The 12,525-nt window shown below is 68.0% G+C and carries 14 protein-coding genes; 13 read left to right on the forward strand and 1 reads right to left on the reverse strand.

The window, feature by feature from the left end:
• The 12 genes from KW843_RS08855 (at window position 1) to KW843_RS08910 (ending at window position 10,461) form a co-directional block, all read left to right on the forward strand.
• Window positions 1-504, forward strand: a complete 504-nt coding sequence (locus KW843_RS08855) for a PaaI family thioesterase (RefSeq protein ID WP_255594647.1) — start codon at window positions 1-3, stop codon at window positions 502-504.
• A 144-nt stretch (window positions 505-648) separates the two neighbouring features.
• Window positions 649-1,125, forward strand: coding sequence for a hypothetical protein (locus tag KW843_RS08860; RefSeq protein WP_218294769.1), 477 nt, complete (start codon window positions 649-651; stop codon window positions 1,123-1,125).
• 54 nt (window positions 1,126-1,179) lie between these two features.
• Window positions 1,180-3,033: an acyl-CoA dehydrogenase gene (locus KW843_RS08865; RefSeq protein ID WP_218294770.1), complete on the forward strand. Its 1,854-nt coding sequence runs from the start codon at window positions 1,180-1,182 to the stop codon at window positions 3,031-3,033.
• The gene (locus KW843_RS08870; protein ID WP_218294771.1) at window positions 3,033-3,233 is read left to right on the forward strand and encodes a hypothetical protein; all 201 of its coding nucleotides are present in this window, start codon (window positions 3,033-3,035) and stop codon (window positions 3,231-3,233) included. Before KW843_RS08865 ends, KW843_RS08870 begins: the two co-directional genes overlap by 1 nt.
• Before the next feature lie 145 nt (window positions 3,234-3,378).
• On the forward strand, window positions 3,379-4,170 hold the full coding sequence (locus KW843_RS08875; RefSeq protein WP_218294772.1) for an SDR family oxidoreductase: 792 nt from the start codon (window positions 3,379-3,381) through the stop codon (window positions 4,168-4,170).
• Between the two features lie 153 nt (window positions 4,171-4,323).
• A complete protein-coding gene (locus tag KW843_RS08880; protein ID WP_218294773.1) occupies window positions 4,324-4,755 on the forward strand; it encodes a PaaI family thioesterase in 432 nt (143 codons plus the stop codon).
• A 94-nt stretch (window positions 4,756-4,849) separates the two neighbouring features.
• Window positions 4,850-5,866, forward strand: coding sequence for an NADP-dependent oxidoreductase (locus KW843_RS08885; protein WP_218294774.1), 1,017 nt, complete (start codon window positions 4,850-4,852; stop codon window positions 5,864-5,866).
• Window positions 5,866-6,318, forward strand: a complete 453-nt coding sequence (locus KW843_RS08890) for a GNAT family N-acetyltransferase (RefSeq protein ID WP_218294775.1) — start codon at window positions 5,866-5,868, stop codon at window positions 6,316-6,318. Before KW843_RS08885 ends, KW843_RS08890 begins: the two co-directional genes overlap by 1 nt.
• Window positions 6,315-8,006, forward strand: coding sequence for an isovaleryl-CoA dehydrogenase (locus KW843_RS08895; protein WP_218294776.1), 1,692 nt, complete (start codon window positions 6,315-6,317; stop codon window positions 8,004-8,006). Before KW843_RS08890 ends, KW843_RS08895 begins: the two co-directional genes overlap by 4 nt.
• Window positions 8,007-8,046: 40 nt before the next feature.
• The gene (locus KW843_RS08900) at window positions 8,047-8,991 is read left to right on the forward strand and encodes a glutathione S-transferase family protein (protein ID WP_218294777.1); all 945 of its coding nucleotides are present in this window, start codon (window positions 8,047-8,049) and stop codon (window positions 8,989-8,991) included.
• On the forward strand, window positions 8,988-9,893 hold the full coding sequence (locus KW843_RS08905; RefSeq protein ID WP_218294778.1) for an SDR family oxidoreductase: 906 nt from the start codon (window positions 8,988-8,990) through the stop codon (window positions 9,891-9,893). The genes KW843_RS08900 and KW843_RS08905 overlap by 4 nt, the downstream gene beginning before the upstream one ends.
• A complete protein-coding gene (locus tag KW843_RS08910; RefSeq protein ID WP_218294779.1) occupies window positions 9,883-10,461 on the forward strand; it encodes a methylated-DNA--[protein]-cysteine S-methyltransferase in 579 nt (192 codons plus the stop codon). The genes KW843_RS08905 and KW843_RS08910 overlap by 11 nt, the downstream gene beginning before the upstream one ends.
• Window positions 10,462-10,476: 15 nt before the next feature.
• Here KW843_RS08910 and KW843_RS08915 read toward each other — a convergent pair whose 3' ends face one another.
• A complete protein-coding gene (locus KW843_RS08915; protein WP_218294780.1) occupies window positions 10,477-11,262 on the reverse strand; it encodes an IclR family transcriptional regulator in 786 nt (261 codons plus the stop codon).
• Between the two features lie 200 nt (window positions 11,263-11,462).
• Here KW843_RS08915 and KW843_RS08920 point away from each other — a divergent pair, with 200 nt between their 5' ends.
• Window positions 11,463-12,464, forward strand: a complete 1,002-nt coding sequence (locus KW843_RS08920; protein WP_218294781.1) for a TRAP transporter substrate-binding protein — start codon at window positions 11,463-11,465, stop codon at window positions 12,462-12,464.
• The last annotated feature ends 61 nt before the right edge of the window (window positions 12,465-12,525 follow it).

Below are 12,525 nucleotides of genomic sequence, written 5' to 3' on the forward strand. Positions count from 1 at the left end.
ATGGCCTCGGACCGCCCCACCGACATGCGGTCCGGGATGGCCTCGCCCGAGGCCTTCCTGGCGCTGGGCCGGCAGGTGCTGGCCAACCAGCCCTTCAGCGTGCTGCTGGGGGCGGAGCTGGCGGCGCTGGAGCCGGGTCGGTGCGAGCTGTCCCTGGCGCTCACGCCGCAGCTGCTCCAGCAGCATGGTTTTGCGCACGGCGGGGTGGTGAGCTATCTCGCGGACAACGCGCTCACCTATGCCGGCGGAACGGCCATGCAGGTGCCGGTGGTCACGTCCGAGTTCAAGATCAACTACCTGCGGCCCGCGGTGGGCGAACGCCTGCTGGCCCGTGCCGAGGCGGTGCACCATGGCAAGAGCCAGGCTGTATGCCGCTGCGAGGTATTTGCGGTCCGAGGCGGGCAGGAAAAGCTCTGCGCCGTGGCGCAGGGCACGATTGCGGCATTGCCCGCTGCGGCGGGGCAGGGCGTGCCGGGCGAAGGGGCCGCGGCGGGCGAAGACTGACGGGATGAAGGGGCGGACTACAAATTGTTTCTTTGTCGGGGCGTGACGTGGAGGTCCGGTGCCGGCCGCACGGGCAGAATCCCCGCGGCCACCGGTGTGCTGGTGGCCCTGGCCTCCGTCCTCCACCCCAACCCGGTACCTTCCATGCGTTGCCTGCTTCCTTCCGCCCCCCTTCTTGTCGCCCTGTCGGCCCTGGCCATGGCATGTGGCGCCCACGCCCAGAGCTTCAAGCTCCAGCTGCCGCTGGAGTCCGATCCTGACGTGGTGCTGCAGGACATCGTGCTCGACGCGCGGCAGACGCGTGTGACGCTGCTGGTGAAAAACACCACCGACGAGGCGTTTGAGGCCTGCGCGCAGCCCACCGGCTCGGCCGATGCGTTCACGCTCAAGGACCTGGGCAGCGGCGCCGTGCTGCAGCAGCAGGCGATCAGCGGCCTGACGTTCTGCAATGTGAAGATGGATGTGGTGAAGCCCGGCCGCACCAAGATCCTCAAGATCACCTTCCCGCCGCTCCCCGCGGGTGCATCGCGCCTGCAGCTGGGCGAGGCCAGTTGCCAGCCCAGGCCCGATTCGGACATGGACTACTGGTGTTTCAAGAATATTGTGCTGCCCGCACGCTGAGCCCCTGAACGCAGGGGCTGGACCGGGCATTGCACGCAGTGACAAGGAGACCTTATGACCCTGCGTTCCACCCTCGACTTCCTGCTGTACGACTGGCTTGATGCCAAGGCCCTGACGGCCCGCACGCGTTTTTCCGACCATTCGCGCGACACCTTCGACGCGGTGCTCGACACCTGCGAGCGCATCGCGCGCGAGAAGTACGCGCCCTTCAACCGCACGGTGGACATCGAGGAGCCTCATTTCGACGGCGAGAAGGTCACGCTGCCCCAGTGCACGCACGATGCGCAGAAGGCCTACGCGGCCTCGGGCATGCTCAGTGCCGCGCAGGACTACGACATTGGCGGCATGCAGCTGCCCTACACGGTGGAGGCCGCGGCCAACAGCTTCTTCGCCGTGGCGTCGATCAGCATGGGCTCGGGCCTGCTCACGGTGGGCAATGCCAACCTGTTGATGGTGCATGGCACCGAGGCGCAGAAAACCGTGTTCGCGCTCAACGAATTCTCGGGCCGCTTCTCGGGCACCATGTGCCTGTCGGAGCCGCAGGCGGGTTCGTCGCTCAGCGACGTGGCCACGCGCGCCGTGCCCGATGGCGAGGGCTTCGAGAGCGACCCGCTGGGCCCGCGCTACCGCTTGAAGGGCAACAAGATGTGGATCTCGGCCGGCGAGCACGAGCTCACCGAGAACATCATCCATCTGGTGCTGGCCAAGATCCCCGGGCCCGACGGCAAGCTCGTGCCCGGTACCAAGGGCATTTCGCTCTTCATCGTGCCCAAGAAACTGGTGGACACCGACGGCAAGCTCACCGGCGTGCGCAACGACGTGGCGCTGGCGGGCCTGAACCACAAGCTCGGCTGGCGCGGCACGACCAACACGCTGCTCAACTTCGGCGAGGGCAAGTACCCGGTCGATGGCGAGGCCGGCGCCGTGGGCTACCTGGTAGGCCAGCCCGGCAAGGGCCTGCACTGCATGTTCCACATGATGAACGAGGCGCGCATCGGCATCGGCATGGCCGCTACCATGCTGGGCCTGGCGGGCTACTACGCGAGCCTCGACTACGCGAAGAACCGCCCCCAGGGCCGTCCGGTGCAGGGACCCAAGGATGGCGCCGCTGCCGTGGTGAAGGACGTGGCCCAGCCGCAGGTGCGCATCATCGAGCACGCCGACGTCAAGCGCATGCTGCTGGCGCAAAAATCGTACGGCGAGGGCGCGCTGGCGCTCAACCTGTTCTGCGCGCGCCTGGTGGACGAGCAGGCCACGGGCGATTCGGCCGCCGCCGACGAGGCGCGCCTGCTGCTGGAGGTGCTGACTCCCATCGCCAAGAGCTGGCCCAGCGAGTGGTGCCTGGAGGCCAACAGCCTGGCCATCCAGATCCACGGCGGCTATGGCTATACGCGCGATTTCCCGGTGGAGCAGTACTGGCGCGACAACCGCCTGAACATGATCCACGAGGGCACGCACGGCATCCAGGCCATGGACCTGCTGGGCCGCAAGGTGCTGATGGAGGGCGGACGTGGCCTGCAACTGCTGGCCGGGCGCATCAATGCCACCATCGAACGCGCGATCCAGGTGCCCGCGCTGGCCGCGCATGCCAACGCGCTGGGCGCGGCGCTGCAGCAGGTGGGCGCCGCCACCAAGGCCGCATGGGCCACGGGCCAGCCCGCCGACGCGCTGGCCAATGCCGTGCCCTACATGCAGGCCTTTGGCCACATGGTGCTGGCCTGGGTGTGGCTGGACGTGGCGCTGGTCACGCTGGCCGCCGATGCACAGCTGGCCCGGCCGGCCAGCGTGGGCCGCATGGGCGCGATGCGCTTTTTCTTCCACTACGAGCTGCCCAAGATCGGTGCCTGGCTGCAGGTGGTGAGCGCGCGCGATGCGACCTGCGCCGCCTTTCCCGAAGAGGCGTTCTGATGGTGGCACCCCGAACGCTGCAACGCCTGCACAAGCTCATCTGGACACTCATCTACGGCGGCCTGCTCACGCTGGTGCTGGGCATCGCCACGGGGCGCACCGATGGTGCGCTGGGCTGGAGCCTGGTGGTGGGCGGCGCCCTGGTGGCCGTGGTGGGCGTGGCGCTGATCGCGGTGCGCGCGCGCCTGAAGGCGGGCTGACCCCGCCGGCCGACGCGGTGGCGACACAATGGCCCCGCGTTGCGCCGCACAATCATTGACTGATTTCCCCTGCCGGAGCAGCGCGGCGCGTGGCGCCTCCGTTCCGGGCAGACGACCCATCCAGAGCAACCCAAGGAGACAACCCATGACCCGCACCATCCAACAATTGTTTGACCTGACTGGCAAGACCGCGCTCGTCACCGGCGGCTCGCGCGGCCTGGGCCTGCAGCTGGCCCATGCGCTGGGCGAGGCCGGCGCCAAGATCGTGCTGAGTTCGCGCAAGGCGTCCGACCTGGAAGAAGCCGCCGCCGACCTGCAGGCCGCCGGCATCGACGCCCGCTGGATCGCCGCCGACTGCGCCAACGAGGCCGACATCCGCCGCCTGGCCGACGAGACGCTGGAGCGCCTGGGCCACGTGGACATCCTCGTGAACAACGCGGGCGCCGCCTGGGGCGCACCGGCCGAGGACCATCCCGTGGAGGCCTGGGACAAGGTGATGAACCTCAACGTGCGCGGCTATTTCATCCTCTCCCAGCACATCGCCAAGCACAGCATGATCGGCCGCCGCGGCGGCAGCATCATCAATGTGGCATCCATCGCCGGCCTGGGCGGCAACCCCAAGGGCATGAATACCATTGCCTATAACACCTCCAAGGGCGCGGTGATCAACTTCACCCGTGCGCTGGCGGCAGAATGGGGCGCCTACAACATCCGTGTCAATGCCATCTGCCCAGGCTTCTTCCCGAGCAAGATGACGGTGGGTACCCTGAAGGCCATGGGCGAGGAAGCACTGGCGGCGCATGCTCCCCTGGGCCGCCTGGGCGACGATGAGGATTTGAAGGGCCTGTGTGCGCTGTATGCGTCCGATGCCGGCAAGCACATCACGGGCCAGTGGCTTGCGGTCGATGGCGGCGTGAGCATCGTCACGGGCGGCTAGTTGGAGTACAACCCCCCGAGGCGCTTCGCGCCTTCCCCCTTCTCTCGGCTTCGCCGGGAAGGGGAACACCGCCAGCGCGGCGGGGCGGCCCTTGCGCGGCGGTCGCTGGCTGGGGCCGCGCCAGTTTTTGAGTTTGTGTACTGAGGAAATGCCGTGAAAAGTTTTGGTGTCGAAATTCCCTTTGTCAGCCACCTTGGCTTCACCCTGCACCGCATGGAAAAGGGCGAATCCGAACTGCGCTACGAAGCCAGGCCCGAGCACCTGAACTCCTTCGACGTGACCCACGGCGGCGCGTCGATGACGCTGCTGGACGTGACCATGGCCACGGCCGCGCGCAGCGAGACGCCCGACATGGGCGTGGTCACCATCGAGATGAAGACCAGCTTCATGCAGCCCGCCCGCGGCCCGCTGGTGGCCAAGGGGCGGCTCATCCACCGCACCGCCACCATGGCGTTCACCGAAGGCACGGTGTACGACGCGCAAGGCAAGGTGTGCAGCCACGCCACCGGCACCTTCAAGTACGTGAAGCGCCTGCCGGTGGACAGCCGCACCGCGAATGGCCTCAAGGTGATTTCCACCGACTGAGTCCGCTCGGAATTTGGGTAAAAATGGCCGCTGGCGCTTGATGGATAAGCGCTGGCAGCTATCAAAATAGTAGCAAATTTTCAAGGAGTTTCCCATGCCACGCAACCAACAGATCGTTCTCGACAACCGCCCCCAGGGCGAGGCCGTGGCCAGCAACTTCAAGCTGGTGGCGGTGGACACGCCTGCGCTGCAGGACGGCCAGGTGCTGGTGCGCCACCACTACCTGAGTTTGGACCCCTACATGCGCGGCCGCATGAACGAGAGCAAGAGCTATGCGGCGTCCCAGGGCCTGGGCGAGGTCATGATCGGCGGCACCGTGGGCGAGGTGGCCGAGAGCCGCCACCCCAAGTACGCCGTGGGCGACAAGGTGGTGGGCATGGGCGGCTGGCAGGAGTACAGCGTGGTGGACGGCAATGCCGTGGGCGCGCTGCGCAAGGTGGACACCACCCATGTGCCGCTGTCGCACTACCTGGGCGCCGTGGGCATGCCCGGCGTGACGGCGTGGTACGGCCTGGTGAAGATCATCGCCCCCAAGGAAGGCGACACCGTGGTGGTGAGCGCCGCCACCGGCGCCGTGGGCAGCGCCTTCGCCGCGCTGGCCAAGGCGCGCGGCTGCCGCGCGGTGGGCATTGCCGGCGGTGCCGACAAGTGCCGCTATGCGGTCGAGGAACTGGGCTTCGACGCCTGCATCGACTACAAGGAACACAGCGATGTGAAGGCCCTGTCCAAGGCCTTGAAGGAAGCCTGCCCGAACGGCATCGACGGCTACTTCGAGAACGTGGGTGGCTGGATCATGGACGCCGTGATGCTGCGCATGAACGCCTTCAGCCGCGTGGCGCTGTGCGGCATGATCGCCGGCTATGACGGCCAGCCCCTGCCCATGGCCAACCCTGCGCTCATGCTCATCAATCGCATGAAGATCGAGGGCTTCATCGTGAGCGAACACATGGAAGTGTGGCCCGAGGCGCTCAAGGAGCTGGGCACCCTGGTGGGCACCGGCAAGCTGCGCCCGCGCGAGACGGTGGCGCAGGGCATTGCCGCCGCGCCCGAGGCCTTCCTGGGCCTGCTCAAGGGCAAGAACTTCGGCAAGCAACTGGTGAAGCTGATCTGATGACGCTCCGTTGGGTCTGGGCCCGCTTCGATGACCTGGGCGTGCACGCGCTGCATGACGCCCTGGCCCTGCGCTGCAGGGTCTTCATCCTGGAGCAGGGCCCGTACCAGGACCCGGACGGCGCGGACAAGCAATCGTGGCACCTGCTGGGCTATGACGAGGCCGGTGCGCTGCAGGCCTGCCTGCGCGTGGTGGACCCGGGCGTGAACTACCCCGAGCCGTCCATCGGCCGCGTGGTCACGGCCCGGGAGGCGCGCGGCAACGGCACGGGCCGGGCGCTGATGCTGGAAGGCATCGCCCGTTGCAGCGGTGCGTGGCCCGGCCAGTCCATCCGCATCAGTGCGCAGGCCCACCTGCACCGCTTTTACGGCAGCCTGGGCTTCGCGGCCGTGTCGGACGAATACCTCGAAGACGATATCCCCCATATCGAAATGTTGTGGAGCCCATCATGACCACTGCCGCTGCCCGCCCCGCCAGCACCCATGAGGTGTTCAACCAGAGCACCCCCTGGGCCGACGTCAATCTCTTCACCACCAACCGTCCCTTGCAGGATGCGCTGCGCCTGCACAGCCCGGCGCTGCCGCTGGAAGGCCTGACCGCGCTGGGCGCCGAGATGGGCTCCGCCGAGATGCAGGCCCATGCGCGCCTGGCCAACACCTGCCAGCCCCAGCTGCGCACGCACGACCGTTTCGGCCACCGCACCGATGTGGTGGAGTTCCACCCCAGCTACCACGCGCTCATCGGCGCGGCGCTGCGCCACGGGCTGCACGCCACGCCCTGGTCGCGCAAGGATGCCGCGGGCGCGCCGGTGCCGCATGCCCACATCGAGCGCGCGGCGGGCTTCATGCTGTTCACCGAGGCCGAGCCCTCGGTGCTGTGCCCGGTCTCCATGAGCTACGCCGTCACGCCCGCGCTGCGCGGCAACCCCGCCGTGTGGGCCGACTGGAGCGCGGGCCTGGCCAGCACGCGGTACGACCCGCGCCTGGCCCTGTTCTCGCAAAAAACCGCGCTCACCATGGGCATGGGCATGACCGAGAAGCAGGGCGGCTCGGACGTGCGCGCCAACACCACGCAGGCGGTGCCTGACGGCGAGGACGCCTGGGGCCCGCGCTACCGCATCACCGGGCACAAATGGTTCTTCTCGGCGCCCATGTGTGATGCCTTCCTGATCCTGGCGCAGGCGCCCGGCGGGCTCACCTGCTTCTTCCTGCCGCGCGTGCTGCCCGGTGAAGGGGAGGGGTCCGTCAACACCATCCGCATCCAGCGCCTGAAGGACAAGCTGGGCAACCACGCCAACGCGAGTTCCGAGGTCGAGTTCATCGATGCGCTGGCCTGGCGCGTGGGCGAGGAGGGGCGTGGCGTGGCCCAGATCCTGGAGATGGGCACCATGACGCGCCTGGACTGCGCCCTGGGCACCAGCGGCCTCATGCGCCAGGCGCTGAGCATCGCGCTGCACCACACGCGCCAGCGCTCGGCCTTTGGCAAGAAGCTCATCGACCAGCCGCTCATGCGCAATGTGCTGGCCGATCTTGCTCTTGAAAGTGAAGCGGCTACCGCACTATCCATAAGGCTTGCCAGCGCTTTTGATCAAAAAGACAGCAGTGGGCACGAGGCCGTGATGGCCCGCCTGCTCACGCCCGTGGCCAAGTTCTGGGTGTGCAAGCGCGGCAGCGCGTTCGCCCAGGAGGCCATGGAGTGCCTGGGCGGCAACGGCTATGTGGAGGAGGGCGGCGAAGGCACCATGGCCCGCATCTACCGCGAGATGCCGCTCAACTCCATCTGGGAAGGCGCGGGCAACATCATGGCGCTCGATCTGCTGCGCGCCGTGCGCCGCGCCGACACGGCGGCGGCCCTGGCGGACGAGCTGGCCCCGGCGCGCGGCGCCCACCCGGCACTCGACCGCATGGCCAGCGCACTGCCGCTGCGCGTGGACGCGATGACCACCGAGGCCGAGGCCCGGCGCCTGGCGCAGGACGTGGCCTTGGCCGTGCAGGCGGCGCTGCTGTACAGGAGCGCGCCGGCCCGCGTGTTCGGCGCCTTCTGCGATGCGCGCCTGGGTGGCGACTGGGGCTACAGTTTCGGCACGCTGGGCGCGGGCGTGGATTTCGACGCCCTGCTGGACCGCGCGCTGCCTGCATGAGCGGCACCCCCACCACCACACTCTTGCCGGAGAGCCCCCGATGACCACCTCCCTGATCCTGCACCACTACCCCTCGTCCCCTTTCTCGGAAAAGATCCGGCTGGCGCTGGGCTACAAGCAACTGGCCTGGAAGTCGGTGATCATCCCCAGCATCGCGCCCAAGCCCGACGTGGTGGCCCTCACGGGCGGTTACCGCAAGACGCCGTTCCTGCAGATCGGTGCCGACATCTACTGCGACTCGGCCCTGGTCTGCGACGTGCTCGAGCACGTGCAGCCCGAGCCCGTGCTCTACCCGCCACACCTCAAGGGCGTGGCGCGGGTTTTCGCCCAGTGGGCCGACACCACGCTGTTCTGGGCCGCCATGGCCTACAACCTGCAGCCCAAGGGCGCATCGGCCATGTTCGCCAACCTGCCGCCGGCCGCGGCCCAGGCCTTTGGCGAAGACCGCCGCGAGATGAGCGCCGGCATGCAGCGCCTGCGCCCGGCCGATGCCACGGCGGCCTACCGCTCCTACCTGCGCCGCATCGCGCACATGGCCGAGGAGCATGACTTCCTGTTCGGCGCCGAGCCCTGCCTGGCCGACTTTGCCGCCTACCATCCGCTGTGGTTCACGCGCCAGTGCGTGCCGGTGATGGCCGACATCTTTGCCGCCACGCCCGCGTTGCTCGAATGGATGGACCGCGTGGCGGCCCTGGGCCATGGCCGTATGGAAAAGCTGAGCGCTGAGGACGCCATCACCGTGGCGGCGGGGCTGGACCCGCTGCCCCTGGCGGACGACGTGTTCCAGGACGAGCACGGCATCCCGCTCGGCAGCCCGGTGACGATCGCCGCCGAGAGCTTCGGCACCGAACCCACGGAGGGCGAACTGATCGCCGCCACGCGCACGCGCTACACCCTGCGCCGCACCGACCCGCGTGCGGGCACGGTGCACGTGCACTTTCCCCGGATTGGCTACACATTGCGAAAGGCCGAAGCCACCAAATGATCGACGATTTCAAAGGCAAGACAGCCGTTCTCACCGGCGCGGGTTCGGGCTTCGGCCTGGAATGCGCGCGCATCGGCGCGCGCCTCCACATGAACCTGGTGTTGGTGGATGTGCAGCAGGACGCGCTCGACGCGGCCGCCGCCGAGGCGCAGGCCGCCGGTGTCCAGGTGCTGGCGCGCAAGGTGGACGTGTCCGACGCAACGCAGATGGAGCAGCTGGCGGCGGACGTGGAGCAGCGCTTTGGCGCGCCGCACCTGGTGTTCAACAACGCCGGCGTGGGCGCGGGCGGCCTGGTGTGGGAAAACACCGCCAAGGACTGGGAGTGGGTGCTGGGCGTGAACCTCTGGGGCGTGATCCACGGCGTGCGCCTGTTCACCCCCATGATGCTCGCCGCCGCGAAGAAAGACCCGGCCTGGCGCGGCCACATCGTCAACACGGCCAGCATGGCCGGCCTGGTCGATGCCCCCAACATGGGCATCTACAACGTCAGCAAGCACGCGGTGGTGAGCCTGTCCGAAACGCTGTACCAGGACCTGGCCCTCGTCACCGACCAGATCTGCGCCAGCGTGTTGTGCCCGTACTTCGTGCCCACCGGCATCGCCCAGAGCCACCGCAACCGCCCAGGCGAGCTGCAGGCCGGCAAGCCCACGCGCAGCCAGCTCATCGGCCAGGCCATGAGCGACAAGGCCGTGGGCAGCGGCAAGGTGACGGCGGCCGAGGTGGCGCAGAAAGTGTTCGACGCGGCCTCGCAGGGCCAGTTCTACATCTACAGCCACCCCAAGGCGCTGGCTTCCGTACAGACGCGCATGGAGGACGTGCTGCAGGGCCGCAACCCCACCGACCCCTTCGCGGGCAAGCCCGAGATCGGCGCCCAGCTCAAGGCCGCCCTGCGTGCTGACTGAAAAACGCGGGCCTGCAGCAGCCCAGGGCTTCGCGTTGTTTTCGACGGCGGTGGGGCACTGTGGCCTGGCCTGGAATGGCCCCTTGCTGGTCGGTGTGCAGTTGCCCGAGGACGAGGGCGAGGCGCACACGCGTGCGCGCATGCAGCGGCGCTTTCCGGGTGCGCCTGAATCGCCCATGCCACCCGAAGTGGCCGCCTGGGCGGCCCGCGTGGTGGCCTTGCTCGCGGGCGCGCACGACGACCTGCTCGACGTGCCCTTGGCCACCGAGGGCGTGCCGCCCTTCAATGCCCGTGTCTACGAGCTGGCCCGGCGCATACCGCCCGGCAAGACCATGACCTATGGCGAAATGGCCGCCGCCCTGGGCGAGCCCGGCGCCGCGCGCGCCGTGGGGCAGGCGCTGGGCCACAACCCCTTCGCGCCCGTGGTGCCCTGCCACCGCATCCTCGCGGCGGGCGGCAAGACCGGCGGCTTCTCGGCCGGTGGGGGGGCCGCCACCAAGATGCGCATGCTGGAGATCGAGGGCGCGTTTGCCCATGAGACCCTGGCGCTCTTCGCGCCACGGGACTGATGCCGGCCTCAGGGCCTACCCGCGTTTTCTGAGCAGGGCCGAGCCGCTGCTGGCCATGGCGAGTTCTTGCGTGGTGGCCAGCAGAGCGGGGCCCAGGGCCAGCATGCGCTCCTCGGTCAGGCGCACCAGAGGCCCCGCGATGGTGACCACGCCGATCACCGCGCCGTTGTGGCTGCTGCGGACGGGCGCGGCCATGGCGGTCATGGCGGGGGCGAACACTTCCACGATCATGCTGAAGCCGCGCTCGCGCGCGGCCTGCAGGTAGGCCAGCAGCGCCTTCACGGTGGTGGGCGCGTTGGGGCCGTAGTCCTCGGGCTTGCCAAATCCACGCCTGGCGACCAGCGCCAGGGCTTCCTCGTCGGTCATCGTGGACAGCCACGCGTGACCGGCCGAGCTGCACGACAGGTTCACCGACAGGCCCATGTCCGGGTCGTAGCGCAGACCGCGCATCGCCCCCTGCGCCTTGGCCACGAAGGTCAGTTCGTCGCCATCCACCACCGCGAGGCGCACCAGCTCGCCCGATTCGGCGGCCAGCCGGTCCAGCAGCGGCTGCGCAATGTCCACGATGCCGCTGGCGCTCAGGAACCCGAGGCCCAGCGACACCAGCTTGATCGTCAGCATGTAGTTGCCCTGGTTGTGTTCCTGGCGCACATAACCGCAGCGGACCAGCTCGGCCAGCAGCCGGTGCGTGGCGCTCAGCGGCATGTCCAGTTCGGACGCGAGGTTCGACAGCGCCTTGCCTTCAGGGTGGGGCGCGAGGTGTTCCAGGACTTTGAAGCTGCGCTCGAGGATGCTGCTCATGGGCAATGGCTTTCGAAGATTTGTGCGGACGCACGCTGGGAGCGTCGGCACCGGTTCGGCAGCAATGTACCAAAAATTGTTAAAGGGTTTCTACTATGGAAACACTTTCCACTTTTTTCTACGATGCGTCCCAAGTGCTGCGGCGGCGACTTCGGTTGCGCCCTGGCAAGCCTTGGTCCCTTTTTTGATGGAGATCCCCCGTGAAGAAAACTGCCTGCCTGCTGGCCACCGCCGGCCTGTCCTTTTTGCTGGCCCTGCCTGCCGCTGCGCAGCAAGAGCGCGTGATCCGCTTCGGCCATCTGAACAATGCGGACCATCCGGTGAGCTTTGGCGTCAAGCGCTTTGCCGAACTGCTGGCGGCCAAGAGCGGCGGCAAGCTCAAGGTGCAGGAGTACCCTGCCTCGCAGCTGGGCAACGAGATGCAGCAGCAGTCGGCCCTGCAAGGCGGCGTGCAGCAGATGTCGGCCCCGGCCACCACCTCGCTAGCCGGCATCGTCAAGGAATTCGGGCTGGTGGACTTTCCGTTCGCCGTGGCCAACTTCGCCCAGGCCGATGCCCTGCTCGACGGCCCGCTGGGCCAGGCGCTGATCGCCAAGTTGCCTGAAAAGGGCCTGGTGGCCCTGGGCTACTGGGACCTGGGTTTCCGCAACGTGACCAACAGCAAGCGCGCCATCACCAAGGCCGATGACTTCGACGGCCTCAAGCTGCGCGTGATCCCGAACCCGGTGTTCCTCGAGACTTTCAAGGCCTTCAAGGCCAACCCCGTGCCCATGCCGTTCGCCGAGCTGTACGGCGCGCTGGAAGCCAAGGCGGTGGACGGCCAGGAGAACCCGTACGCGGTGATCCTGTCGAACAAGATGTTCGAGGTGCAGAAGTACGTGAGCGCCACCAACCATGTGTATGCCGCCAACATCGTGCTCGTGAGCAAGAAGTTCTGGGACCAGCTTTCGCCCGCCGAGCAGAAGATGATGAACGACGCCGCCAACGAGGCGCGCGGCTACCAGCGTCAGGTGAGCCGCGCCGCAGCGCAGCGCTCGGTGGGCGACCTGCAGGCCAAGGGCATGGCCTACAACGAGATCGCGCCGGCCGAGCTGGCGCGCATGCAGCAGATCGCCAAGCCGGTGATCGAGAAGTTCGCGGCCACCTATGACCCGGCCATCGTGAAGCTCTACAACAGCGAACTCGCCCGCATCCGCAAGTAAGAGCGCCTGGCAAAACTCTTCTGGCGTCGTTGCTGTGTCTTGTCGTGCTATTCGCACTGCC

This window comes from Acidovorax sp. sif1233 (assembly GCF_019218755.1).
Taxonomy (GTDB): domain Bacteria; phylum Pseudomonadota; class Gammaproteobacteria; order Burkholderiales; family Burkholderiaceae_C; genus Acidovorax.

What these genes read in the sequence shown, in the direction of transcription:
- KW843_RS08855 (WP_255594647.1), top strand. Translation starts at nt 1, where the DNA reads ATGGCCTCGGACCGCCCCACCGACATGCGGTCCGGGATGGCCTCGCCC.
- KW843_RS08860 (WP_218294769.1), top strand. Translation starts at nt 649, where the DNA reads ATGCGTTGCCTGCTTCCTTCCGCCCCCCTTCTTGTCGCCCTGTCGGCC.
- KW843_RS08865 (WP_218294770.1), top strand. Translation starts at nt 1,180, where the DNA reads ATGACCCTGCGTTCCACCCTCGACTTCCTGCTGTACGACTGGCTTGAT.
- KW843_RS08870 (WP_218294771.1), top strand. Translation starts at nt 3,033, where the DNA reads ATGGTGGCACCCCGAACGCTGCAACGCCTGCACAAGCTCATCTGGACA.
- KW843_RS08875 (WP_218294772.1), top strand. Translation starts at nt 3,379, where the DNA reads ATGACCCGCACCATCCAACAATTGTTTGACCTGACTGGCAAGACCGCG.
- KW843_RS08885 (WP_218294774.1), top strand. Translation starts at nt 4,850, where the DNA reads ATGCCACGCAACCAACAGATCGTTCTCGACAACCGCCCCCAGGGCGAG.
- KW843_RS08890 (WP_218294775.1), top strand. Translation starts at nt 5,866, where the DNA reads ATGACGCTCCGTTGGGTCTGGGCCCGCTTCGATGACCTGGGCGTGCAC.
- KW843_RS08895 (WP_218294776.1), top strand. Translation starts at nt 6,315, where the DNA reads ATGACCACTGCCGCTGCCCGCCCCGCCAGCACCCATGAGGTGTTCAAC.
- KW843_RS08900 (WP_218294777.1), top strand. Translation starts at nt 8,047, where the DNA reads ATGACCACCTCCCTGATCCTGCACCACTACCCCTCGTCCCCTTTCTCG.
- KW843_RS08905 (WP_218294778.1), top strand. Translation starts at nt 8,988, where the DNA reads ATGATCGACGATTTCAAAGGCAAGACAGCCGTTCTCACCGGCGCGGGT.
- KW843_RS08915 (WP_218294780.1), bottom strand. Translation starts at nt 11,262, where the DNA reads ATGAGCAGCATCCTCGAGCGCAGCTTCAAAGTCCTGGAACACCTCGCG.